Consider the following 25,646-nt stretch of genomic DNA (forward strand, 5'->3'; position numbering starts at 1 on the left):
GCCTGTTTCTTTATTTTGTCTTAGCGCTCCTAATCTCACTATCAGCAGGTGAGAGCGGGCTTTCGTCAGTCCTCTTTTTTCCCCGGGGCAATCAGGTGCCTTGACACGGCCGCAAACGAATTCTGCGGCAGGAAAGAACTTCCCGCCGCATTCACGGATGGATAATCCCAGCCGCCATTGGAAAGGATCAGAGAAAACGCGGCTTTCTTTGCGTTCTGAAGATGCTCCGCCATATAGCGGGCCGCCTGCTCGAACTGATCGGACATAACCGCGTCCAGTATCCTGATATGCTCCTGATTCGACCTCTCCATTCTCTCCTCTATCTTTTTTCCGGACAGAATGCGGATTCGGCAATTTTGGACCTGTATGTTTTCATACGTCTGGATTAAGTACTTGTTTTGCGTGGCGGATATAAAAATATGATGAATCTCATCATCAATCTGATAAGCCTCGTCAATATTTCCAAACGAATTATTCTGAGAGTAATAATTTTTATAGTTCAGAAGCGTTGCTTTATCAATTTTATCCGCGTACCTCTCAATCGCAAACGGCTCGATCAGCAACCTGACTTCATAAATAGAGCTGATTTCATTAATGGATAAATCGGACACAACGATTCCTTTTTTGGGCAGAATCCTCACCAGATTTTCCTGCTCCAGCCGACCGATCGCGTCCCGAATCGGCGTCCTGCTGACTCCGATTTCTTTCTGAAGAATATTTTCGTTTAGGAAGGTGTTGGGAAGATATTCGCAGGATACAATCTTCTCCTTAATCATATGATAGGCTTTTTCTTTTAAACTGTTTGCACTCACATTAATATCCTCTGGAATACATGTTGTATTTCACATGCGTATTTTTGTTGGTATTATATCATGCTCGAGAAAAAATTTCAAGCATTATTTTTCCATTTAAAGAACGCAAAAGGTCTCTTTCAACAAAATATTGTGAAATTTAAAAACATTATTGACAATTTAATGAATGCGGTTTATTATTTGATGTATACAACAAGGTATACATTTACGTATAACAGGGAGGATTTACGATTGGAAAGACTTTCGAAGAATACATATTCCGGCAGCAAAGAAAACCCCATTAAAGTATTGCAGTACGGCGAAGGAAATTTTCTGCGCGCATTTGTCGACTGGCAGATAGAACAGATGAATCAAAAGGCGGATTTTAACGCCGGCGTCGCCATCATTCAGCCTCTGCCACAGGGAAACGCAGCTCTTCTCAACGAGCAGGACCGCCTGTACACGCTTTTTCTGCAGGGGATGGAAAACGGAAAACCGGTCCGCACCCACAGCGTGATCGGCTGCGTAAACAAAGCAATCAATCCCTATGAAAATTATCAGGATTATCTTTCCCTGGCCGGATGCGAAACCCTGCGTCTGGTGGTTTCAAACACAACGGAGGCAGGAATCGCTTTCGACCCGGCCTGCGGCCCGGACGATGCTCCTCCAACCTCTTACCCCGCGAAGCTGACGCAGTTCCTGTACCGCAGATATCAGGTTTTCGGCGGAGCGAAAGATAAGGGGCTGATCGTGATCCCCTGCGAGCTGATCGACCGCAACGGGGAAAAACTGAAAAAATGTGTTTTGCAGTACGCGGAGCAGTGGAAGCTGGAACATGGCTTTATTGAATGGCTCAATCAGTCGAACACCTTTTGCTGCAGCCTCGTGGACCGGATTGTGCCGGGATACCCGAGAGACACCATTGATGAAGTGACAAAGGAGCTTGGATACATAGACAAGGCGGTCGACGTAGGAGAGCTGTTCCACCTTTGGGTCATCGAAGGCCCCAAATGGATTTCGAACGAAATTCCGTTTGAAAAGGCCGGGCTGAATGTGAAGGTTGTAGCGGATATGACGCCATACCGCACCCGGAAAGTCCGCATCCTGAACGGCGCGCACACGACCCTGGTTCCGGTCGCCTACCTGCTTCATTTGGACACGGTCGGCGAAGCGGTCGACGACGCGCTGGCCGGCAAGTTTCTTACGCAGGCCGTCGAGCGGGAAATCATCCCGACGCTCGACCTGCCAAAGCAGGAACTGGAAGACTTTGCGAAAGCAGTTTTTGATCGCTTCCGCAATCCGTTTGTCAAGCACTACTTAATGAGCATCGCTCTGAATTCTTTCTCGAAATACGAAACCCGCGTCCTGCCCTCTTTGCTGGAATACCTCTCGAGGACAAAAGAACTGCCGAAGCATCTGGTGTTTTCGCTCGCCGCTCTATTGGAATTTTACCGCGGCAAACGCGGCGAAGAGTCCATTGCCCTGAGCGACGAAGACGCGGTGCTTGAACTGATGAAAAAGCAATGGGCGGCTTACGACGGAACGGAGAAATCTTTGCTGAATCTGGTCCGCGGTGTTTTGTCGTTCGAATCCGTCTGGAAGCAGGACTTAAACCTGGTGCCCGGATTGACAAACGCGGTCGCGAAGGATCTGTCCGAAATTGAAAAATCCGGCATGAAAAAGGCGGTTGAACAGATCGTGCAGGGATCCTGAGTATGAATAAAGCAATCAAGATTAACGACAAAGACAATGTCGCCGTGGCTTTGTGCGACCTGAAAAAAGGCGAACCGGTCGAACTCGGCGGCAAAATCATAACGCTAGTGGAAACTATCGCCCGGGGACATAAATTCGCGCTTTCCGATCTTTCGGCGGATTCCGAAATCATCAAGTACGGTTTCCCGATCGGCCGTGCGAAACAGAATATTCCACGCGGAGCCTGGGTTCATTCCCACAACATGGCGACGGGCCTTAACGCTGCCGCAGACGAGTACCGTTACCGGAAAACGCCCCTGCCGGCGGACGTTCCAAACCGCAATTTGACGTTTGACGGCTTTCGCCGCGCAGACGGCTCCGCGGGAATCCGCAATGAACTGTGGATTGTACCCACCGTCGGATGCATCAACGGAACGGCTGAACTGATTGTTCGCCGATTCAGAGAAAAGCACAGTCCGGCGCATGCCGAAGCAATCCGAATTCTGAAACACAATTACGGCTGCTCCCAGCTGGGAGATGATTTATCCGCTACAAGACGCCTTCTGGCGGACTTTACGCGGCACCCGAATGCGGGCGGGGTTCTGATTCTCAGCCTTGGCTGTGAGAGCAACACGCCCGAAAGCTTCCGGCAGGAGCTCGGCTCTTTTGACGAAAGCCGCGTCCGTTTTCTTGTCGCTCAGGAAACGGATGACGAAATTGAACGCGGCGCCGATTTATTGGCGGAGCTGAACGACCGAATGGCCGGCGACCGCAGGGAACCGATTCCTTTGACGGAACTGCGGGTCGGCATGAAATGCGGGGGGTCCGACGGACTTTCCGGCATCACTGCAAATCCGCTGATCGGCCGGTTTACTGATTTTCTTGTTTCACAGGGCGGCACGGTGATTTTAACGGAAGTACCGGAAATGTTCGGCGCGGAAACAATATTGATGAACCGCGCGCGGGACAGCGGCGTCTTTCAAAAAGCCGTCGGTTTAATCCGCAATTTCAAAAAATACTTTACCGACGCCGGGCAGCCGGTTTATGAGAATCCGTCTCCCGGCAATAAAGCCGGAGGAATTACGACTCTGGAGGAAAAATCGCTTGGCTGCATTCAAAAAGGCGGGTCGGCCGAAGTGGAGGACGTCCTTCCCTATGCGGGACGAATCACACAGAAAGGGCTGAATCTGCTTTGTGCGCCCGGAAACGATCTGGTTTCCGCCTCCGCCCTAGCCGCAGCGGGCTGTCAAATGGTTCTGTTTTCAACAGGAAGAGGGACGCCGTTCGGAACGGTTGTTCCGACTATCAAAATTTCAACCAATACGCAGCTTTCGGAAAGAAAGCCGCGATGGATTGATTTTGACGCGGGTCCGATCGCGGCCGGCAAAAAAGCGGATGATCTGTGCGGCGATCTGACCCGGCTTGTTTTGCAAACTGCCTCCGGGCAGCAAACATGCAGCGAAAAATATGACTTTGCCGAGATTGCCGTCTGGAAAAACGGAGTCACCCTGTAATCCCGTTTTTTCAGACAGGTTAACAGTCTTATCCCGGAAGGGAGGAAAATCAGAAAAGCAGTCCATGTGGGAATTATTAAAAACAAGATATGAAATTTGTTAATTGGAGGAGTTTATTATGAACAAGGCAATTTCCATCCTGCTTGCAGGCACATTGGCATGCACAAGTATTCTTGCGGGTTGTTCTTCCGGTCAAGCATCAAGTTCGGCAGCCCCGACTTCAGCCGGGAATTCCGCGGCGGCTTCCGCCGATTCCAGCGGTAAATCATACACATTCCGTTTCTCCGAAATTCAGGCGACGACACACCCGGCTTCCCAGGCAGACGCAAAGTTTGTGGATCTGGTTCAGGAAAAATCGAACGGCAGAATCAAGATTCAGGTTTACTACAATGCTCAGCTCGGCGATGAAAAATCAGGCGTGCAGCAGGTGCAGTACGGCGGACTCGATTTCACCCGCGCAAGTCTTGGTGTTCTGTCCGGATTTGACCAGGAGCTGAACACTTTATCCCTTCCGTACCTGTTCTCCAGCAGTGACCAGATGTGGAATGTGCTGAACGGCGATATCGGCAAAAAATTCCTCGATGGAATCTCAAGCTCCAAGATGGTCGGCCTGTGCTGGTACGACGCCGGTTCCAGAAACTTCTACACCAAAAAACCGGTAACAGACCTTTCGGGTCTTAAGAACATGAAAATTCGCGTGCAGGAATCCAGCCTGATGATGGATATGGTCAAGGCACTCGGCGCCAGCCCAACCCCGATGGATTACGGCGAGGTTTACTCCGGCCTTCAGAACGGCGTCATCGACGGCGCGGAAAACAACCTTCCGTCCTATGAATCCACCAAGCATTACGAAGTTGCCCCCAATCTGCTTCTGGATGGTCACAGCCGTCTGCCGGAAATGATGCTGTGTTCGCAGAAGACCTGGGATTCTCTGTCGCCCAGCGACCAGAAAATTATTCAGGAATGTGCCGAAGAAGCTTCCAAGGTAGAGCGTCAGCTGTGGGCTGATTCCGAAAAGAGCGCCCTGGATGAAGTAAAATCCAAGGGCGTCAAGGTAACGGAGCTTTCCGCGGATGAACTCAAGAAATTCCAGGATGCCGTACAGCCGCTGTATGAAAAATACGCCAAGGACAACTTGGATCTGATCAAGCAAATCCAGAACACGAAATGACTTTTCGATCCTCAGTCATGAGCCGCTTTTTCCGCGGCTCATGACCCTTAAATAAGGAGAACTCTATGAACACCAAGAAAAATCCGCTCGACCGGCTGATGTATGGTATTTCCTTTCTGTTCGATTTTATTTACCGGATTTTGGAGGAGTATTCCAAAATTGTAATGCTGGTCATCGTTCTGATCGTCAGCGCGCAGGTCATCTGCCGCAAATTTCTGGGTTTCAGTATTTCCTGGTCCGACGAGGTTGCCCTGCTTCTTATGGTATGGATGGCATTTATTTCTATGGCAATCGGAGTAGAAAAGAAGCTGCACATCGCCATTGAAATGTTCTTTAAAAAATTTCCCGCTCCCATTCAAAAGATTCTGAATGTTATTAACAGCCTTGTCACCGTCCTGTTTGGCGTTACGCTGATTGTTTACGGCGTCAGGATGACGCAGGCTTCGATGGGTTCCATTCTTCCGGCGACCGGCTGGCCCGGCGGCACCCTGTACATTATGATTCCGGTTTCCGGGGTTTTCATCTGTTACTACGCACTGATCGATCTGTTCCATTTGGAACGGTTCCGGCACAGGGAACTGGAAGAAGGCTTTCAAAAGGAGGAAAACACATGAACCTCAACTTTGCCATTGCTCTCCTTCTGATCAGTTTCGTCATCTTTATCATCTGCAAAATGCCGGTCGCCATCGCGCTGGCCAGTTCCACCGCAATCACCATGCTGTATCTGCAGATCCCGGTTATGACGCTGGTCCAGCAAATGAGTAAATCCATCGACAGTTTTTCCCTCATGGCGATTCCGTTCTTCATTTTTGCCGGCGAACTTATGGGGGCGGGCGGAATCTCCGACCGGCTTTTAAAATTCGCCAACGTGATCGTCGGCCGTCTGCGCGGCGGACTCGCGCATGTGAATGTTCTGGCCAGTATGTTTTTCGGCGGAATATCCGGTTCCGCCGTCGCCGATGTTTCTTCCCTTGGCTGTATTGAAATTCCGATGATGACGGACGCAGGCTATGACGAGGATTTTTCCGTCGCTGTAACGGTGACCAGCGCCTGCCAGGGCGTTTTGATTCCGCCGAGCCACAACATGATTATTTATTCCCTTGCGGCGGGCGGCGTTTCCATCGGCGCGCTGTTCATGGGCGGGGTTATTCCGGGGATTCTTCTCGGGGTGTGCCTGATGATCGTCTGCGGGATCATTTCCGTAAAACGGCAGTACCCAAAGGGGGAAAGAGTTAAACTGCGCGACGCCCTGAAAATCACACGCGACGCCATTCTGGCGCTCGGCACCATTATCATCATCATGGGCGGCGTTGTTTCAGGCATTTTTACCGCTACGGAATCCGCGGCGTTTGCGTGCATTTACGCATTCATTATTTCCGTATTTTTTTATCGCGAATTGAAGGTGCGGGAAATCCCCAGACTTTTGATGAACACCATAAGAACCCTTGCCGTTGTGTTCAGCCTGATAGCTTCTGCCGGAGCATTCGGCTGGCTGCTTGCTTATTTGCAGGTTCCGATGCTGATTTCCAATTTTCTGCTTTCCGTAACCACCAACCGTGTGATTGTGTTTCTGCTGATTAATCTGATGCTGCTGGTACTCGGCTGCTTTATGGATATGGCGCCTCTGATTCTGATCGTTACGCCGATTCTTCTTCCGGTTGTGGAGCAGTACGGAATGAATCCGGTCCAGTTCGGCGTCATGCTGATTCTAAACCTCGCGATCGGCCTGTGCACGCCTCCGGTCGGCGGCGCACTGTTCGTTGGTTGCAGCATCGGTAAAATCTCCGTTGAAAAAGTAACCGTGGCAATGCTTCCAATGTATGCCGCCATGCTGATCGCACTGATGCTGGTTACCTTTATCCCTGCCATTTCGCTTTGGATTCCGGGCCTGCTGTGAGTCCCGCGCGGGTGCCTCGGCGCGCCTTTTCGCATATCCGTGGGAATCTTTCGTATTCGTCTATTGCAATCTGTTTTCAGAAAGGATGTCAAGATGAAACCGTTTATGGATGAGGATTTTTTGCTGACTAACGATACGGCAAAAGCCCTGTTTCATGAGTTTGCCGAAAAAATGCCGATCATCGACTTTCACTGCCATATCAGCCCGAAAGAAATTGCGGAAAACCGCAATTTCGAAAATATTTCGCAGGTCTGGCTTGGCGGAGATCATTATAAGTGGAGAATCATCCGCTCAAACGGCGTGGATGAAGCCGAAATCACCGGCTCTCAAAGCTCCGACCGCGTAAAATTTCAACGTTTTGCCGAAGCGCTGCCACGCGCCATTGGCAACCCTATGGTTCACTGGACCCACTTGGAGTTAAAGCGTTACTTCGGCTGCAATCAGTTTCTGACAGCGGAGTCTGCGGAAGATATCTGGAATCTGTGCAATAAGAAGCTGCGCGAAGATTCCCTTTCGGTACGGGGCATCATTCACCAGTCAAACGTGAAAGTGATCGCAACAACAGACGACCCCGCAGACAACCTGTGCTGGCACAAAAAGCTGCGCGGCGACCCCACATGTGATTTTCTCGTCGTACCTTCCATGCGTCCCGACCAGGCGCTGCGGGTGGAAAAACCGGAATTTGCCGCTTACATACAAAAGCTATCCAAAGCCGCCGATACTCCGATTCATTCCATAGACGACCTGTTCTCCGTACTCGCCGCGCGCATTGATTTCTTTGATTCCATGGGCTGCCGCGCTTCCGACCACGCTCTGGAGTATCTTTTCTGCCGGGCGGAGAGGAGCCGCCAAAGCGGACACGGTTTTCAGGAAAGCCCTGAACGGGGAGTCCCTCTCGACGGAAGAAATTGAAGCCTACAAAACAGAGCTGCTCCTGTTTTTGGGGGAACAATATGCAAAACACGACTGGGCGATGCAGATTCATTACAATGCGCTGCGCAACAACCGAACCAGTCTGTATCACGTGCTGGGCCCCGACACCGGCATGGACTGTATCGGCACCGCCGCCTGTGCGGATGGTCTGGTCGCGTTTCTGGATGCTTTGGACGCCCGCTGCGGTCTCCCGAAGATGATTCTTTATTCGCTGAATCCAAATGACAATGCGATGCTCGGCAGCGTGATCGGCAGTTTCCAGGGCCCCGGTGTACGCGGAAAAATTCAGCATGGCTGCGCGTGGTGGTTCAATGATTCCAAAGCCGGCATGGAAAACCAGCTGACCAGTCTTGCAAATCTTTCCCTTCTGGGCAATTTCGTAGGCATGGTGACGGATTCCCGCAGCTTTCTCTCCTATACCCGTCATGAATATTTCAGGAGAATCCTGTGCAATCTAATCGGTTCCTGGGTGGAAAACGGAGAATATCCCAATGACAAAAAAATGCTGGAATCCATCATAAAGGGAATCTGCTATGAGAATGCGAAAGCATATTTTCATTACGATGTTTGACCCGGCAAAATTCTGTCGCACTCCGTTTGAATTTTATTGGGATTTGCATTAAGATATAGGTGAATTTTGGTGCATGTCAAACCGGTTGTCCTCAATCGGTGCTGCTGCACCATTTTACTTTACGCTGAAAGAAGGAACATGATCATGAGAGACTTGGATTTTGAGGTAATGCATGTCGGATTCAACTGCAAGGACACGGCAGAGGCACAGCAAACGGCTGACTTATTACTCAGCCTGTTTGGCTTTTCGGAAACAGACACGCCGATTTCTGTTTTTTCCAGTTCCAAAATTGAGATTATGAAAAAGAAGGGCGCCGGAACCCTCGGGCATATCGCCATTGGAACCACCGACGTTCCGGAAGCAAAAAAATATCTGGAAGGCAAGGGAATCGAATTTGACGACGGCACGGCAGCCTACAACGAAAACGGAGAATTAAAGCTGATCTATCTAAAAAATGAGATTGCCGGATTTGCATTTCATCTGCTAAAAAAATAAGCTGATTTTGAAGGATGGGAAATTACATTGGTACAGACTTTATGCTGTCCCGACAGCTCCGCCCGACTGGACTGTTATCCTGCCTCTTCTGAACGGATTCTGCCCGCCGTCGTCATCTGCCCCGGCGGCGGATATTCCTGGCTCTCTCCCAGAGAAAGCGGGCCGGTTGCCGAAATGTTTCGTCAAAACGGATTTCACGCATTCGTACTCAGATACACGGTGGAAAATCCCCCCCTTGGCTTTCGGCCGCTGCGGGACCTGTCCTGGGCTGTTAAGGAGGTCAGAGAATCTTCCGGCGAGCCGTATGTTGACCCCCATCGGATCGCGGTCTGCGGCTTCTCGGCAGGCGGTCATCTGGCGGCCAGCCTTGGGGTATTCTGGAACAATAAAGATATTTTTCCGGACGCTTCTCTATGGGAGCGTCACAGGCCAAATGCTTTGATTCTGGGATACCCCGTCATTTCTTCCGGCCCCTTCGCTCATCGTGAAAGCTTTGAGCGCCTTTTCCAAGCTAAGGAAAAGCAGTCCCTTTTCTCATTGGAAAAGCAGGTGTCTGACAACGTCCCGCCGACTTTTCTTTGGCATACGGTTCAGGACGGAGATGTCCCCGTTCAGAATTCAATGCTGTTTTTTAACGCCCTTGTGGAACATCACATTCCCTGCGAACTTCATCTGTTTCCGAAAGGGGTGCATGGCCTTTCGCTGGCGACGCCCGAGGTCGAAGAACCCGAAAAGGGCCGCTTCGCAGATCCTCACGTTGCATCATGGAGTTCTCTGTGCGTCGAATGGATGCACCAGACTTTTATCCAACTATAATACTCATAGCTCAATTAACGCGGCGGGAATCGATTCCCGCCGTGTTTCTGATTCCGCAGACCATATTGCCTCGGCAATACTACCGGGAATTTCCACTCCCCCGCCAATCCCAAAAATCCTGTAAGATCAGGCCAGGGATTTCCCGCGACGCTGCTCTTTTTAAAGATTGCAACGAACCGTTAAAGAAGAAATCACTGTGCTGTTTTACACCGATCTTACATTTTTTGCCTGTCCTTTTAATATTCATTCTATAGAATAAATACGAAAACTTATTTTCTTATTGGTAGAGAGGACGGGAAGCGAATGCAAAAATTATGGAGCAAGCCGGTGTCACTGTTTTTATCCATGGCACTGGTGCTCAGCGCAGTATCGGTTTCACCGGGCATTTTGGCAAAAGCGGAAACAGAGACTCTGGCATCGTGGAATATTTCCAGCAACCCCTCCGAGGCACCGTCGGAAGCAAAAATTTATGCGACGGACGGCGCTTTCAAGGATTCCGGTTTTTTATCGACAAACGCCGCCGGGAGTTGGGGCACCAGCACACAATATTTCCTTGCGGCAAGCGGATTTGACGGTGAGCCCGGTACAAAATACTGGCAGGTCAGTCTGCCGGACGAAACGAAGGACTCCACCCGCATAGCAGTCTCGGCCGGCTTTCGGCGGTCCAAAACCGTTACCGCAAATTGGAAAGTTCAAAGTTCCAAAGACGGCGATTCCTTTTCCGATGTGGCGAACGGCGATTTCACCATCAGCGCCACTTCGGGCGGCGTAAAAGCCGTTACTTTCGGCAGCGGGGACACCGCATTGAGTTTGCCCGACGGCACCATCGCGGTCCGGTTCACTCCCGCGGATAACGGCACGACTTCAAGCGGTGGAACCTGCTATATCAACGACATTATCGTCACCGGCCAAACAGGAGGCGGCGGCAGTACGGAAACCGTTGTGTTCACGCCGAGCAGCGCGCCGGACTCCAACGGCTACGTGCCGGGGGGAACCACGGTGAAGCTTACCGCAACGACCGACGCCGCGATTTATTACGAACTCAATCCCGGAAACAATGAGCCGGGCGACGGAACAAAGTACCGGGATCCGATTCAAATTCACGACACCACAACGATCCGCGCCTGGCTGGACGGAGGCAAAGATCATCCGCAGACGCGGACGTACAAAGTGGACAACGCGGTCGTCAACACGATCGGCGACGCCAGAAAGGCCGGAGAAGGTCACACCGTTACCCTGACCGGCATTGCGACACATCCTTATGCCAATTCGTCGTTGGGGCTGTACATACAGGACGCGACCGGCGGCATTGAGCTGTTCGGCGACAGTGTTCTAAAGGACGCAGGGATTCAGCCCGGCGACACCGTTGAGGCCACCGGCGACACGGCTGTTTATAATAACAATCTCGAGCTGAAAGTCACCGGCGTCAAAATCACGAAGACGCCCGGGGAAGTACCTGCGCCGAAGGACGTCTCCATTTCAGCCATCGGCGAATCCACCGGCGGGTTGCTGGTGAAAATTTCCGGGGCCGTTGTCTCCGATCTGTCGGAAGACAGTTATAAAAACGCTAATTTCACACTAACTCAGAACGAAAAAACACTTTCCGCAGAAATGGACAGCAGGCGCGGCGACGACTATTCCGCCGTTGCGGCCAAGGTTTCCAAAGGACAGACTGCGGATTTCACAGGAATCCTCCAAGGTTATCGCGGCGCTTACACCCTGCAGCTGCTCGGCGCGGACGGCATCACCAATGTTAAAGACTCCACGCCGGAAACTCCGCAGGCCGCTCCCGTAACCGCGGATCCCGGCAGCAGTGTAAACGCCAAGGTCGGCGATACGGTCAAGCTTTCCTGCGCGACCGCAGACGCGAAAATCTATTATACGCTGGATCCGGCCGCAGCGGACGACAACTATTTGCTTTACGACGCGAACACGCCGATTACGCTGACAGCTTTGCCGGCCACCCTGACGGCGTACGCGGCAAAGGACGGTCTCAAGAACAGCGAAAAGTCCGTCTTTACTTACCGGGAAAAATTTACAGGAACTTATCACATCTACTTTGGACAGCTGCATTCCCATACGACGCTTTCGGACGGTGTGGGCAGTATCACACAGGCCTATGACCATGCTTCTAAAGCTAAAAACCTGGATTTTGAGGCTGTCACAGATCATTCGAACTATTTTGAAACCGCATCCGAAGCCCAGGCGCACAAAAACACGATTCTGGACGGCTCCGGCAGCGAAAACTGGAAAGAAGGTCATGCCGCCGCGAAGGCGATTACGGATGAAAAAATTCCAAACCCGGATAGCGCCGACGATCCCGGCTCCACTTTTCTCGGCATTTACGGGTATGAAATGACTTGGAGCGACGGTTCCGGCCACATCAACACCTTTGACACGCCGGGCTTTGAAGACCGGCAGAACCCAACCTACTGCAACAAAAAGCAGTCGGCGTCCAACCCCTGCCGGCCTGGACGCGTACTATAAAACCCTGACAACCGTACCGGATTCGATCTCTCAATTTAACCATCCGGGGACCACGTTCGGTGATTTTTATGATTTTGCCGACTACAGTCCAACGTTCGACAAGCTGATCAATTTGATCGAAGTCGGCAACGGCGAGGGGCCGATCCGCGGAGTCGGGTATTTCCCCTCCTATGAATACTACACCCGCGCGTTGGATAAGGGCTGGCACGTGGCTCCGACCAACAATCAGGATAACCACAAGGGCAACTGGGGCGACTCCAATACGGCCCGCAGCGTCATCCTGGCCCAGAGCCTTACGGAAGAAAACCTGTACGACGCGCTGCGCAACCGCCGTGTGTACGCGACGGAGGACAATGACCTGAGCATTTATTACACCGTCGACAGCGCAGTCATGGGCAGCGAAATTTCGGTGAAAAAAGGCGAAAGCCTGTCCTTACACGCGGACCTTTCCGACCCGACCGACAAGAGCATCGGCACGGTCGAAGTCATCGTCAACGGCGGCCGTGTCGCGGCGGAAAAAGAGATAAGCTCCAGCAAAGCCTCGGTTGATTTTTCCATTCCGAACAACTACTCCTACTACTATCTGCGCGTAACCGAAGCGGATAAAGACATCGCCGTCACCGCCCCCGTCTGGACCGGAGAAGTCGATAAGGCCGGCATCGCCTCCGTTTCGGCGGACACCGACCTGCCGATCAAGGGCGAACCGGTCAACATTACGGCATCCCTCTTCAACAACGAGACCTCCCCCCTGACGATTGATTCGCTGGAGTACAAGATTGGCGACGAGGTGATTCGAACCGTGAGCGGCAGCGGCTTAAACGGCGGGGCAACCCTCGATTCCCTTGGGACAAAGAACGATTCGTTCCGCTATACGCCAAAATCGGCGGGAAGCACAACCATTCACGTCACATTAAAGGGAACGCTTGGCGGAACCTCCAAAACCTACACGAACGCTTTGCTGATGCAGGTGGCTGACCCGGGCGCCGTGACAAAAGTCATCATTGACGGCACTCACTTTAACGACTATGTCACCGGCTATTACAGCCAGAGCATGGGAAATGTTACAAAAATTGCGGCGGACGACGGAACCCAGATTAAAGTTGTCGCCGACCGGATTACCCCGGAAACGCTGAAAGGCACGCAGTTGCTGGTCATCTCCGCCCCGGCCAAAAGCAGCGGTACCAGCAAGGCCGGCGACGCCTACCAGCCGCAAACCTTCAGCGACGATTTCATCCGGATGGTGAAAGAATATGTACAAAACGGCGGAACCGCCGTGATCTGCGGCCTGTCCGATTATTCCGACAGTCCAAACGATCCGTATACTTCCGCCGCGCAGGTGAATTCCCTGCTGAAAGGCATCGGCGCGACAAGCACCATTTCCAACGACGAAGTGGTCGACCAGGATCAAAACGGCGGTCAGCCGTATCGCCTTTATTTCCAAAATTACAACACGGATTCCCCCTACATGAAAGATGTTTCTCCCGACCAGAAATACAGCTTTTACAGCGGCTGCACGGTGAACGCAGGCAAGGGCGCCACACGGCTGGTTGATGGATTTGACACGACCTATTCCATCAATTCGCGGGCATCGGACAGCGCCTGCGAATCCGGAATCCCCGTTTCCTCTCCCACAGCCGTCTATGACGAAAGCAACGCGGTTAAGAAGAAGGGAAACGTCTGCGCGCTGGCGGAAGAACCGGTCGGGAACGGCAAAGTCTTGATTGCCGGCACCGTATTCCTCTCCGATTTTGAAGTAAAAGCGGATAAGGACAATTACGAGGACCTTGATTATGCAAATAAAACCATCTTCGGGAACATTCTGGATTCCGTTAAGACCGACATTCCAACCACTTCCATCGCGAGCGTAAGGGCCACCGGCGAAACCGGAGCCGTCTATGCGGTGGAGGGGATCGTAACGGCCGGCAGCGAAGCGCCGAACGCCTTTACGGACACCGTCTATCTTCAGGATTCGACCGGCGGAATCGATATTTACCCCATCGCGAACGGCAGCGGAATCAAAGTGGGCCAGAAACTGCGCGTCGTCGGCCATGTCGATTCGTATCAGGGCGACAAGGAATTAAAAATCGGCAGCGGCGTCGAAGGTTATGAAGTGATCGACACGGCGGAAAAACCCGTCTCTCCCGTTTCCCTCAGTGTGGCGGACGCCTCCGATTACACCTCACGCGGAGGCAGTCTGGTCAAAGTGACCGGGACAGTCTCCGACCTTAAAAAACTCGGCGGAGTGATTCAAAGCTTCACACTGAATTCCGGCTCCGGCAAAATCCGTATTCTGATCAACGGTTACATCTCGCCGGATATCGACCTCAGCGGTCTGGTCAAAGAAAACGCCGCCGTCAGCGCGGTTGGCCTGGTTTATATGGACCCGGACGGCGTCTGCCTGCGAGTTCGCGACCGTAATGAAATCACGCCGGCCGGCGGCACGGACGGCGGGGACTCCGGGCATCATCGCCGTTCCGACGACGATTCCTCCCCGAAAAAGGGTACCGTCATTTCCTCCGCGACAAATTCGACGGTCGCCACTTCCACGGTTGGCGGAAAAACCGTCGCGACGGTTACCGGCAGACCGGATTCCGCCCCCGTCGTCAGCGGAAACCGCGCGGATATCACTATCACCGTACCGTCTTCCATAACATCGGAAATCTCCGGCGCAACGCCGCAGCATCCGGCGCTTATCAGAATTGAGCCGGCTTCGGCAGATCTCGTTTCCCAGTTCGACAGCAGCGCCGTAAAGACGGTCGGGATCCGTATCCGCATTCCTTCCGAAATCGTGACGGGTAAAAACGCCGGGCTGTCTCTCTGCCTTCCCAAGGAGGTTTTGAGCAAAGCGAAATCCACCCTGAAAAACATCGTCCTGTCTGTGGAGGACGCCGGCGGAAAGGAACTGTATTGCTGGGATTTCACAGGATCTGCTCTGAGCGCTTCGCCGGTTTCTCCCGCTGCGGACCTTGACCTTGCCGTAAGCCTTGGGCCTGCGGAATCCGGTTCGGCAGAGGCAAAGATCATATCCGACAACGCACCCGGCGGGATCGGCGTCGTTTTGAAATTCGGCGAAAACGGCCTTCTTCCCGCCCCGGCCAATGTTCATCTCTACGTCGGGGGCCAGCAGGGAATCCGGCCGAATTCCACCGTCTACCTGTATTACTTCAATCCTCAGGCGAATATACTGGAACCGCTGCCGGACGGGAAATACACGGTGGACGCGAGCGGTACTGTCACGATCCGGATCGTTCACTGCTCCGAATATATTCTGATGCCCGGCGCGGCCGCACATTCTTATCCGGTTCAGACCGACACGACCTATCCGGTGGGCCTGAAGCAGGGCGAAAGCTATACGTTCGCCGTAACCGCTTCGAACGGCACGGAGCCCGCCTTGAATGTGGGCGACGCCTCCGTGTTCACCGCGTCGGTCAGACGGAAAAAGGGCGTCTGTTATGTCACGGTGAAGGCCATCGGCAAACCCGGTGAAGTCACCGCCCTGTACAGTACGCTGAACGGAAAAAAGCCTGTCACGCTGTGCTACCTTTTCGTGAAGGGTTGATCAGGAATTTAAAAAACGGTCCGGTCAAAAAAGCGATAGGAAGCCGTCCGCTGGGGCACAGCCGGGCGGTTTCCATTTTTCCGCACGGAAGAGTGAGAGAAAATATGAAAAAGAACATCCGGTCTATCCTTATCATCCGGGAGCCAAAGAAAGCGTTATGCCTGCGCGCTGCCGTCATTCTGGTGTTCCTCATCGCTGCGGCGGGGCTGATCGCCGCATTCGGCGGATTCCGTCTCCTGACACTGTCCGGACAGGGCGGCGATTCGGATTTCGTCTCCGCCAAAGTGCTGGAAATTTCAGAAGACAACACTTCGACCGACCCCGCCTCCGGAGGCCGGCGGGTCGGCGAGCAACAACTGAAAATTCAGATTCTTCAGGGGCCGCACAAGGGAGAAGTGATGGAAACGCCCAATTATCTGAGCGCGCTTCACAATGTTTACGCACACCAGGGCTCCCGCATCGTTGTTCGAATCGATACCCAGAAAAGCGGCAGCTATGCGGCTTCCGTATACAACTACGACCGCTCCGCCGTACTTCTGGGAATCACGTCTTTTTTCCTCCTGCTGCTCTGCGTCGCCGGAGGAAAAAGGGGAATCCGGTCCATGTTTGGGCTTCTCTTTACCATGAGCTGCGTCTTCTTTCTTCTGATTCCCATGATTTTAAATGCCGTTTCCCCCGTGCTGGCCGCAGTTGTGATTGCTTTGCTGACTTCTCCGGTCTGCTTTCTTCTGCTTGCCGGGTGGAATGGAAAGGCGGTTTCCGCCATGCTGGGCACGGCGGCCGGCGTAGCGTTCTCCGGCCTGTTTTCGGCAGCCGCCGGGGCGGCTGCCGGCATGAACGGTTTCAATATGCAGGAAGCGGAGTCGCTCCTGCTGCAAACCGGGAAATCCAATATTCAGATTGACGGGCTTTTAGTCGCCGGAATCATCGTATCCTCGCTGGGCGCCGTGATGGATATTGCAATTTCCATTGCCTCGGCGGTCAGCGAGCTTCACGCGGCAAGTCCAAAAATGGAGGCAAGGAAGCTGTTTCGCTCCGGGCTGAGCATCGGCCGCGATGCGATGGGGACCATGGCGAACACGCTGATTCTCGCATTCACCGGCTCCTCCCTGAATATGCTGGTGCTGATCGGGTCTTACGGCATTCCGTTTTCACAGCTGATCAGCACCGATTTGATCGGGGTGGAACTGCTTCAAAGCATTGCCGGATGTATTGGAATCATTCTGACGGTCCCTCTGGTGGCGCTGATCAGCTCCCGCGTTGAGCTGCTTGCAAATCCCGGTCCTGTTTTAAAAAAAGACGCCGGCCGTCATTAAATGCTCTTCTTATGCGGCAGTCAGATGAATTTCTCGGGGCAAGGTATTCCGCCGCGCGGCCCGCGCTCTGAAGCGGGCACCTTCCTGTAACCGGCGTATAAAGGATGGATTTTTCAGCAGCAAATGCAAAAGCAATCGTCCTGTATAGAAACAATGCGCTTTGAGTAGGCTTTTAAGCCGATCAAAGTGCATTTACGTATGGCCGGTCATGAATCTCATTTGTGCATCTGTCACAAAGCGTTTCCTTGACAATTCGTAAAATATAAACTATGATACCAATAGATTTATCGATTCGGATACGAAAAGGAAGGAAAGTATTTGAAGTATTTGTCCATACGGCAGCCGTATGAAATTTTAGTCGGCGAAGGATCTTTCCCCTCTTTTCGCCCGGAAGAGGGAGAAGTTCTCTTAAAGATGCTCTACGGCGGGATTTGCGGAAGCGATTTAAGTACATACCGCGGCATCATGGCCTATGCCTCCTATCCCCGCATCCCCGGGCATGAGTTCTCTGCGGAAATCGTGGAGATCGGCCCAAACGAAAGGGGGCTGAAGCGGGGAATGGTGGTAACGGCGAATCCCTACTTTCACTGCGGCCATTGCTATTCCTGCCAAAGAGGATTGGTAAACTGCTGTGAAACCAACGAAACGATGGGCGTGCAGAGAGACGGTTCCTTCCGGGAATATTTCACCATGCCTGCCGACCGGCTGTTCGACGGCGAGGGAATCCCCCCTCGGCAGCTGGCTTTGATCGAACCGTTCAGCATTGGGTATCATGGTGTCAAAAGAGCGGATGTGAAATCCGGTGATAAAGTTCTTGTCGTCGGCGCCGGGACAATCGGGGTTTTAACGGCCGTGTCCGCTCAACTGATGGGCGCGGAAGTGTATTTAAGTGATATTGATCCGGCTAAACTTGAGTTTGTCCGCACCAATTTCGATTTTGCGGGAACCTTGCTGAACGACAGCAGCGAACATTTTCAGGAGCAGGTTCGCTCCATTACAAACCATAACGGGTTCGACGTCACTGTGGAAGCGGTGGGACAGCCCTCTACCTTTCAAAACTGCATCGACGCCGCCGCTTATGGCGGAAGGGTCGTACAGATTGGGGTCGGCAAAAAGAGTCTGGAATTCAATTTTACTGTGATTCAGAAAAAAGAACTGAATATTTTCGGGTCACGAAACGCGCGAAACGACGATTTCCGGCACCTGATTCGCGCGGTCGGCGACGGAAAATTGAATATTGAACGGGTCATAACGAACGTTTACGACTTTACCAGAGCTGCCGACGCGTTTTCTGATTTTGACAGGAACACCGGGAAAATGATGAAGGTTTTACTGAAATTTTGCGATGAAAGCAGCCATTGAAACTTTAACATCAGACCCCATGTGCGGCAAACCGCCGCCCGGATAAAATCCCGGGCGGCGGTTTTGCATGCGTATTCCCTTTGCGGCTGCTCTGTGTTCAGACCAGCATATCCAGGATGTGGTTCGAAGGGGCACTTTCCTGCATGCTCTGAATCAGTGAAATTCCCTCCGTCTGTTCCATGTCAAGGGTTTTCCTCAGTACGGTGGTCCCGACTGCCTGTTGGGTATTCGCCATGCTCATTGCCATACTGGCGTCTGCGATGCTACCGACATCCATAACCGATTCTCCTTTCTAAGGGACAATTTAAAAATTACCGCCGTTCCAGCCCCAGTGCTGAACTTCCTCGTATTTTACATAGATGCGTTTGGCGCCGACGCCGAGTTCCCTGCCCAGAATTTTTGTAATTTCAGCCGTCAGAGCATCATAAGCCGAATCCGGCGCCTTGCCGAAAATCTTTACTTCGACGAAAGCGGCTGGTTCCTGACTGTTCCCCTGGAACGCAATGCGGCAGTTGTCTTCAAAGGTCAGCATCAGCCAGCTATCCGATTTTCCGGGAATCAGCGCAATCGCATTTCCCAGTTCTTTTTTCAAGGTCTCTTCTTTTTCAGGTGAAATGCCCACGTTTACTTTTGTCTGGATGCAAGGCATGTTTGGATTCACTTCCCATCTTTTTCCTTTATTGTATCACACCGAAAAGGATACGGCAAGTTTTCAACAAGCAATCTTCCCGCCGCGTATCTGAAATTCCGTTTATTTTCCGGCATACGGATCTGGACAGAATTGATTTCATCCGCCAGCCCGGTCAGCCTGCGGTCAGCACATGGAAGCTAGGAGCTAACCCCCGCATCCGCTGCAGCCGGAGCATGGCGAAAATCCCGCGACGTACGGAACATGCAGGATTGTGAAAGCACATTCCGCAAGAGAATAGCGATGCACCTTTTCGCAGGTCAGCCGAACACCCCCGTCCTGAAACTCGACCTGAACCGGCAGGGTCACGGTTGTCTCGTCATCAAGCGGATTTGTCTTTTTCAAAGGCAGCACTCTTTCGAGCCGTGCATCCGGCAGTTGAACGATGATCTCATCCGTTACCGTCGAAAGCCGTGCAACGCTTCCGCCGGGTTCCAGACAGAGGGAATTGCGGTCGGCGGTCACAACAACCGGATTACTGTCGAAAGCGTGCAGGACACCGATCGGTGTGGCAACGGGAGTTGGTTCCGCAGGCTCCATCGACTGCAGCCTGCCGTCTTCATACAGAGAAAATCCGCCGCGTATTTTCACCTTTCCTAAAGGCGTCTGCAAGGTGATCCTTTCACAGGGAAACAGCGTAATGCTCTGAATACTGCCTCCCGGATAAAAATGAATACTGATCATCTTTGCAGAAAATTCCCCGAAATCAAAAGAAAAGTGAAGAGGTACCGCTAGTTTTTCCTCATCCGCCTCCGACCAGAATCCTGAAATCTTCCCGTTCAGCGGAAAAACGCGGCAGACGGAACCGTTCTCATAAAATGTGACCAGCTCGGCCGGAAATTCTCCGATCGGGGAAATGACTCCGGCCTGCTTCTCCAAAACGACCCGCTTGATCGCTCCGTCCGGGTAAAACCCGACCGCCTTTCCGTATTTTCTTCTCGCGTTTTCCGGGCCAAAGCGCGGAACCAGGGTTCCGCAGCCGGTTTCCACGTGGTTTTCGCACTCAAAGCTGCAGCTTTTCAATGTTCCGCCGCTGTAAAACTCTTCATCAAAGCAGCCGGCCAGACGACCGTAACGGGTATCGATTTCCATACTCGGTCCCTCCTTCTCCACAGGTTGCCGGTTCCATCGTAACCCGTCCCGCCTGTTCCGCTTCAAGCGCAATACGTTCCAGCAGTCCGGGGGAAAACCGGCCCGCCTTGAGGATCAGAAATCCTTTCCGGCCAAAGATCCGGTAAAACAGCCTGTTCCCCGTTTTTTCCACCAGAATTTCAGCATGCAGCTTTTTCGTTAGATCGGTAATCTTATCCCGGAGACAGGATAGAGACTTTGCCGCGGTTTCTCCCGTACCATTCAAATCAACCGAAATTGAACCCATCTGATTTGCCTCCTTAAATTGCAGTTTTTATTATTAAATTATTCAGCATGATTTCTTTTTAGATCAAAGAACTTTGGATAATTCGAAGTGATTATTCATATCAATCAATATAACAATAGGACCTTCACTTCCAATAGTCAAGGAATATCGCAAAATATTACGATGTTTAGAACTATTATCCAAATTCTAGAAAAATTGTCAGGCATTCTCTATGATTTGATGTATTGCTGAAAAAAGAATAAATCGATATACTTTTATGCAACAAGTCACAGAATCATCAACTCCGAATTTTCGCCCCGGAACACTTTGCCGGCCGGAGTTCGGACGCGGACACAAGAGTTAGGAGGCTGTCACAATGCGGCAAGTTGCCATTTACGGAAAAGGCGGAATCGGGAAATCCACAACAACGCAGAACCTGAACGCGGGCTTGGCGGAAATGGGAAAACACATCATGATCGTCGGCTGCGACCCAAAGGCAGATTCGACCCGGCTGATTCTCGGGGGGCTGGCTCAGCAAACCGTCCTTGACACGCTCCGGGAGGAGGGCGAGGACATCGACCTGGGCTATGTGATGAAAACCGGATACGGCGGAATCAAGTGTGTCGAATCCGGCGGACCGGAGCCGGGCGTCGGGTGCGCGGGAAGAGGAATCATCACTTCAATAAACCTGCTGGAACGGCTGGGGGCCTATACCGCCGATCTCGACTATGTGTTTTACGACGTTCTGGGCGACGTTGTGTGCGGCGGGTTTGCCATGCCGATCCGCGAAGGAAAGGCGCGGGAAATCTATATTGTGGCCAGCGGAGAAATGATGGCGCTTTACGCCGCGAACAATATTTCGAAAGGGATTCAAAAATATGCCTCCACCGGCGGCGTGCGGCTCGGGGGGATCATCTGCAACAGCCGCAAAGTGGACGGAGAAGCGGAGCTGGTGGAGGCATTTGCCAAAGAGCTTGGCACGCAGATGATCCATTTCGTGCCGCGCGACAATATGGTGCAACGGGCGGAAATCAACAAAAAGACGGTGATCGAATACGCGCCGGAATCCGACCAGGCTGCCGTTTACCGGGAACTTGCCAGAAAAATCGACGGCAACGATATGTTCGTCATTCCGAAGCCGCTCAAGCAGGAACGCCTGGAACAGATATTAATGGACCACGGAATGATGGATATCGCATAAGACTGGCCAAAAGCCGGAGAGGAGGATTTTGAAATGGTTTTAGTCAGGGCAATCATCCGACCGGAGAAAATGGGGACCGTACTGTCCGAATTGATGGCCGCGGGATTTCCGGCCGTCACAAAAATGGATGTCTACGGCAGGGGCAAACAAAGAGGGATTACGGTGGAAGACGTGCATTATGACGAAATTCCGAAGGAGATGCTTCTGGCCGTCGTCCGTGACGAAGACAAAGACGATGTGGTCAAGGTCATTCTGCGAAACGCGCGCACCGGGACGAAAGGAACGTTCGGCGACGGAAGAATCTTTATTTCTCCCGTGGAAGAGGCTTTTACCATCAGCACCGGAAAGGCCGGTCTGTAAGGAGGGTGGTCGGAATGAAAGAGATTATGGCGCTGATCCGGCTCAACATGATCGGCCCCACAAAAGAGGCGCTTTCGAAAGCGGGTTTTCCTTCCTTTTTCTGCCGGAAATGTCTTGGCCGGGGAAAGCGGAGTCTTGACCTGAGCACGCTGAAACTGATGGTCGAAAGTGAAATGCAGATTCCCGCAACCCCCTACGGCGAAGCGCTGACGGAAAGCGCGCGGCTGATTCCGAAACGTCTTTTTACGCTTGTGGTCGACGACGGCGAGGTGAAAAAGGCGGTCGATACAATCATCCGCGCGAATCAGACGGGAAATCCCGGGGACGGAAAAATTTTCGTGCTTCCGGTGGCGGAAACATACAAGGTGCGTACGGCGGAATTTTCCGCGGACCGCCTGATTTAACGGGGCGCGGTGGAAAAAGCCGGCCGGGAAAGGACTGGTATCGTTGGAAGAACGAACTCGGATTTTGGATCAGTACGGGGCCAGAGTCTATAAAAACAGAAAAGAACATGTCGTACAGGTGGAAAACGCCCCCAGCAATCAGAGCATCGCGGCAAATTCCCGCTCGGTCCCGGGAATCATGACAAACCGCGGATGCTGTTACGCAGGGTGCAAGGGCGTGGTGCTCGGCCCGCTCAAGGACGTGGCCATCATCACGCACGGCCCCATCGGATGCGGTTTTTACAGCTGGGGAACCCGCCGCAACAAGGCTACGCCCGTTGACGGAAGAAATTTTCTGGAGTACTGTCTGTCAACCGACCTGCAGGAACCGGATATCGTGTTCGGCGGGGAAAAAAAGCTGAAGCAGGCGATCCGCGAAGCCGTCGGCATCTTTCACCCGAAATGCGTCATGATCTGCTCCACCTGTCCGGTCGGCCTGATCGGCGACGATATTCAGGCTGTGGCGGATTGGGCGCAGCAGGAATTTTCCATTAAATGCCTCGCGTTCAGCTGCGAAGGGTATAAAGGCGTCAGCCAGTCCGCCGGGCATCACATTGCGAACAACGGCCTGATGAAATATATCGTTGGGTCGGGCGACGCACCCCCCGCCAAGCGGTTTTCCGTCAATATTCTGGGCGAATACAATATCGGCGGGGACGAATGGGAGATCGCCCGCATTCTCAAGCGGATCGGTTACGACATCGTCGCGACGTTCACCGGCAACGGCAGCTATGAAACGATGAAAAATGCCCACATAGCCAGTTTGAATCTGGTTCAATGCCACCGGTCGATCAATTACATCGCGGAAATGATGAAGGATAAATACAATATCGACTGGATCAAGATCAATTTCATCGGTCTTGGGGCCATATGCAAATCCCTGCGGGACATGGCAAAGTACTTCGGAGATCCGGACCTGACGGCCCGTACCGAGGCGGTGATTGCCGACGAGCTTTCCGAGATCCAGGACGACATCGATTATTACCGCGAAAAGCTGAAAGGAAAAACGGCCGGAATTTTTGTCGGCGGTTCGCGGTCGCATCATTACCAGAACCTGCTGGCCGATTTCGGCGTTCACACGGTGATTGCCGGATATGAGTTCGCGCACCGCGACGATTATGAAGGGCGAGGTATCCTGCCCAACATCAAAGAGGACGCGGACAGCAAAAACATTGAACAGCTCCACATGCAGCCGGACGAAAAGCATTACCGGATGATTGTTTCCAAAGAGCGGTTCGAAGATCTGAAGCAGGAAATTCCGCTCGCGGATTACGGCGGAATGATTCATGAGATGAACGACGGCAATATGGTAATCGACGATTTCAACCATTTCGAAACTCTGGAGCTGCTGCGTCTGTTCAAACCGGATTTCTTCTTTTCAGGTATCAAGGACAAATATATCCTGCAAAAGGCGGGCGTCGTTTCCCGCCAGATGCATTCCTACGATTACAGCGGGCCTTATGCGGGATTCCGCGGAACCGTAAATTTCGCCAGGGATATCTCTATGGGCCTGAACGTCCCCGTGTGGGGCTACGTGACACCCCCCTGGAAAACGGAACCGACCCTTACCGGAAGGCTGACGCATCCGGAGGAAGAGAGGCAGGGAAAGAAAAATGCTTAACATGACGCCGAAAGAAATGAACGAACGGACCGCACTCCGGATCAATCCGTGCAAAGTCTGCCAGCCGGTCGGCGCCATGTACTGCGCGCTCGGCGTTCACGGCTGTATGCCGCACAGCCACGGTTCCCAGGGATGCTGCTCCTATCACCGGACCTATCTCTCCCGCCACTTCAAGGAGCCGGCCATCGCCTCCAGCAGCTCGTTTACAGAGGGCGCCTGCGTGTTCGGCGGCAACAGCAATCTGAAGACCGCCGTCAAAAACATCTTCGACATCTACGATCCGGACATTATCGCCGTACATACCACCTGTCTGAGTGAAACCATCGGCGACGACGTCAAATCCTATCTTCAGGAGATGGAGATTCCCGAAGGAAAATTCATTGTCCATGCCAACACGCCGAGCTACGTCGGCTCCCATGTCACCGGGTTTTCCAACATGATGAGCGGGTTTATCAGCTATCTGGCGCATTCAACGGGAAAATCAAACGGAAAAGCCGCAATCTTTCCGGGTTTTGTGAACCCCGGGGATATGCGCGAGCTGAAGCGAATCGCCGCTCTGATGCGGGCGGACTGTATTCTGTTCCCCGACACCAGCGGCGTTATGGATTCCCCGATGACCGGCTCCTATGAAATGTATCCGCGGGGCGGAACAAAAATCGAGGAGATCGCCGCTCTCGGGGACTGCGACAGAGTTTTCGCTCTGGGTGAGCTGACAAGCGCCCAGCCCGCCGCCGACCTGGAGCGAAAATGCAAGGTTCCGCACACGCTGCTCCCCTACCCGATGGGCATCGGAGCGACCGACTCCTTCGTCATGGCGCTTTCCCGGCATATTCGCGGGGAGGTTCCATACGCGCTGGAGGAGGAACGCGGGCAGGCAATCGACCTGATGATGGATGCCCACCCGTATTATTACGGGAAATCCGCCGCAATTTACGGCGATCCGGATACCGTGCTGGGGCTGACAAGTCTGACGCTTGAAATGGGGATGATCCCCAAGTATGTCATTACCGGAACACCCGGCGAAGCGTTCGTCACAAAGGCAAACGCCCTGTTCACCCAATTCGGGACGGAGGGCTGCACGGCAAAAGCCGCGGCCGACCTTTTCGAGCTGCACCAGTGGATCAAGAACGACCCGGTGGATCTTCTGATCGGCGGTTCGCACGGAAAATACATCGCCCGCGCGGAGGATATTCCAATCGTGCGCGCCGGGTTCCCGATTCTGGACCGCTACGGACATATCTATCAGCCTCTGGTGGGATACCGCGGCGTGATGCGTCTGGTAGAAAAAATCGCAAACGCAATGATGGACCGCAGGGACCGCGACTGCGCGGATGAAGATTTTGAAATGGTTATGTAGGAATCATCCTACTAT

The 25,646-nt window shown here is 52.7% G+C and carries 23 protein-coding genes; 18 read left to right on the top strand and 5 right to left on the bottom strand.

All coding sequences use genetic code 11. The features are described 5' to 3' along the window. Nucleotides 1–65: 65 nt before the first annotated feature. Entirely contained in the window at nucleotides 66–812 is a 747-nt protein-coding gene (locus HCR03_RS06950; RefSeq protein WP_066649756.1) for a GntR family transcriptional regulator, read from the bottom strand. Between the two features lie 231 nt (nucleotides 813–1,043). Here HCR03_RS06950 and HCR03_RS06955 point away from each other — a divergent pair, with 231 nt between their 5' ends. From HCR03_RS06955 to HCR03_RS07010, 13 genes are all read left to right on the top strand, one after another. After that, nucleotides 1,044–2,504: a tagaturonate reductase gene (locus HCR03_RS06955; RefSeq protein ID WP_228725139.1), complete on the top strand. Its 1,461-nt coding sequence runs from the start codon at nucleotides 1,044–1,046 to the stop codon at nucleotides 2,502–2,504. A gap of 2 nt (nucleotides 2,505–2,506) precedes the next feature. Beyond that, nucleotides 2,507–3,997, top strand: coding sequence for a UxaA family hydrolase (locus HCR03_RS06960; protein ID WP_187037308.1), 1,491 nt, complete (start codon nucleotides 2,507–2,509; stop codon nucleotides 3,995–3,997). Nucleotides 3,998–4,115: 118 nt separating this feature from the next. Then, the gene (locus HCR03_RS06965) at nucleotides 4,116–5,168 is read left to right on the top strand and encodes a TRAP transporter substrate-binding protein (protein ID WP_187037310.1); all 1,053 of its coding nucleotides are present in this window, start codon (nucleotides 4,116–4,118) and stop codon (nucleotides 5,166–5,168) included. A 65-nt stretch (nucleotides 5,169–5,233) separates the two neighbouring features. Further along, on the top strand, nucleotides 5,234–5,782 hold the full coding sequence (locus tag HCR03_RS06970) for a TRAP transporter small permease (protein WP_187037312.1): 549 nt from the start codon (nucleotides 5,234–5,236) through the stop codon (nucleotides 5,780–5,782). Next, nucleotides 5,779–7,065 (top strand): TRAP transporter large permease, encoded by a 1,287-nt coding sequence (locus tag HCR03_RS06975; protein WP_156990541.1) that lies wholly within the window; start codon nucleotides 5,779–5,781, stop codon nucleotides 7,063–7,065. The genes HCR03_RS06970 and HCR03_RS06975 overlap by 4 nt, the downstream gene beginning before the upstream one ends. A gap of 93 nt (nucleotides 7,066–7,158) precedes the next feature. Beyond that, on the top strand, nucleotides 7,159–7,977 hold the full coding sequence (locus HCR03_RS20515) for a glucuronate isomerase (RefSeq protein WP_407926840.1): 819 nt from the start codon (nucleotides 7,159–7,161) through the stop codon (nucleotides 7,975–7,977). After that, the gene (locus HCR03_RS20520) at nucleotides 7,943–8,569 is read left to right on the top strand and encodes a glucuronate isomerase (protein WP_407926858.1); all 627 of its coding nucleotides are present in this window, start codon (nucleotides 7,943–7,945) and stop codon (nucleotides 8,567–8,569) included. The genes HCR03_RS20515 and HCR03_RS20520 overlap by 35 nt, the downstream gene beginning before the upstream one ends. A gap of 144 nt (nucleotides 8,570–8,713) precedes the next feature. Beyond that, nucleotides 8,714–9,064, top strand: a complete 351-nt coding sequence (locus HCR03_RS06985; RefSeq protein WP_187037314.1) for a VOC family protein — start codon at nucleotides 8,714–8,716, stop codon at nucleotides 9,062–9,064. Nucleotides 9,065–9,091: 27 nt separating this feature from the next. Beyond that, entirely contained in the window at nucleotides 9,092–9,880 is a 789-nt protein-coding gene (locus tag HCR03_RS06990) for an alpha/beta hydrolase (RefSeq protein ID WP_228725140.1), read from the top strand. Between the two features lie 303 nt (nucleotides 9,881–10,183). Beyond that, a complete protein-coding gene (locus HCR03_RS06995) occupies nucleotides 10,184–12,367 on the top strand; it encodes a chitobiase/beta-hexosaminidase C-terminal domain-containing protein (protein ID WP_187037316.1) in 2,184 nt (727 codons plus the stop codon). Next, nucleotides 12,288–15,926 carry a hypothetical protein gene (locus HCR03_RS07000; RefSeq protein WP_187037319.1) on the top strand — a complete coding sequence of 1,213 codons (3,639 nt, stop codon included), beginning with the start codon at nucleotides 12,288–12,290 and terminating at the stop codon, nucleotides 15,924–15,926. Before HCR03_RS06995 ends, HCR03_RS07000 begins: the two co-directional genes overlap by 80 nt. A 104-nt stretch (nucleotides 15,927–16,030) precedes the next feature. Beyond that, on the top strand, nucleotides 16,031–17,242 hold the full coding sequence (locus tag HCR03_RS07005; RefSeq protein ID WP_066650065.1) for a YibE/F family protein: 1,212 nt from the start codon (nucleotides 16,031–16,033) through the stop codon (nucleotides 17,240–17,242). 318 nt (nucleotides 17,243–17,560) lie between these two features. Next, nucleotides 17,561–18,604 (top strand): zinc-binding alcohol dehydrogenase family protein, encoded by a 1,044-nt coding sequence (locus tag HCR03_RS07010; protein ID WP_187037321.1) that lies wholly within the window; start codon nucleotides 17,561–17,563, stop codon nucleotides 18,602–18,604. A gap of 97 nt (nucleotides 18,605–18,701) precedes the next feature. On the opposite strand, the gene HCR03_RS07015 is transcribed toward HCR03_RS07010, so the two are convergent. From HCR03_RS07015 to HCR03_RS07030, 4 genes are all read right to left on the bottom strand, one after another. Next, complete coding sequence (locus tag HCR03_RS07015) at nucleotides 18,702–18,881, bottom strand: YjfB family protein (protein ID WP_066649737.1); 180 nt, start codon at nucleotides 18,879–18,881, stop codon at nucleotides 18,702–18,704. A gap of 27 nt (nucleotides 18,882–18,908) precedes the next feature. Next, nucleotides 18,909–19,265 (bottom strand): phenylpyruvate tautomerase MIF-related protein, encoded by a 357-nt coding sequence (locus tag HCR03_RS07020; protein ID WP_407926841.1) that lies wholly within the window; start codon nucleotides 19,263–19,265, stop codon nucleotides 18,909–18,911. Nucleotides 19,266–19,439: 174 nt separating this feature from the next. After that, nucleotides 19,440–20,384: a hypothetical protein gene (locus HCR03_RS07025; protein ID WP_187037323.1), complete on the bottom strand. Its 945-nt coding sequence runs from the start codon at nucleotides 20,382–20,384 to the stop codon at nucleotides 19,440–19,442. Continuing rightward, the gene (locus HCR03_RS07030; protein WP_187037325.1) at nucleotides 20,341–20,670 is read right to left on the bottom strand and encodes a hypothetical protein; all 330 of its coding nucleotides are present in this window, start codon (nucleotides 20,668–20,670) and stop codon (nucleotides 20,341–20,343) included. Before HCR03_RS07030 ends, HCR03_RS07025 begins: the two co-directional genes overlap by 44 nt. A 355-nt stretch (nucleotides 20,671–21,025) precedes the next feature. On the opposite strand from HCR03_RS07030, the gene nifH reads away from it, so the two are divergent. The 5 genes from nifH to HCR03_RS07055 are packed head-to-tail and all read left to right on the top strand — an operon-like array spanning nucleotide 21,026 to nucleotide 25,631. Continuing rightward, on the top strand, nucleotides 21,026–21,850 hold the full coding sequence (gene nifH, locus HCR03_RS07035; protein WP_066649726.1) for a nitrogenase iron protein: 825 nt from the start codon (nucleotides 21,026–21,028) through the stop codon (nucleotides 21,848–21,850). A gap of 33 nt (nucleotides 21,851–21,883) precedes the next feature. Further along, entirely contained in the window at nucleotides 21,884–22,210 is a 327-nt protein-coding gene (locus HCR03_RS07040) for a P-II family nitrogen regulator (protein ID WP_066649723.1), read from the top strand. Between the two features lie 14 nt (nucleotides 22,211–22,224). Then, nucleotides 22,225–22,614, top strand: coding sequence for a P-II family nitrogen regulator (locus tag HCR03_RS07045; RefSeq protein WP_066649721.1), 390 nt, complete (start codon nucleotides 22,225–22,227; stop codon nucleotides 22,612–22,614). Between the two features lie 43 nt (nucleotides 22,615–22,657). Beyond that, on the top strand, nucleotides 22,658–24,274 hold the full coding sequence (locus HCR03_RS07050) for a nitrogenase component I subunit alpha (RefSeq protein ID WP_187037327.1): 1,617 nt from the start codon (nucleotides 22,658–22,660) through the stop codon (nucleotides 24,272–24,274). Beyond that, nucleotides 24,267–25,631 carry a nitrogenase component 1 gene (locus tag HCR03_RS07055; protein ID WP_187037329.1) on the top strand — a complete coding sequence of 455 codons (1,365 nt, stop codon included), beginning with the start codon at nucleotides 24,267–24,269 and terminating at the stop codon, nucleotides 25,629–25,631. The genes HCR03_RS07050 and HCR03_RS07055 overlap by 8 nt, the downstream gene beginning before the upstream one ends. Nucleotides 25,632–25,646: the final 15 nt, after the last annotated feature.

Source organism: Caproicibacter fermentans, from assembly GCF_014303955.1.
GTDB classification, from domain to species: Bacteria; Bacillota; Clostridia; order Oscillospirales; family Acutalibacteraceae; genus Caproicibacter; species Caproicibacter fermentans.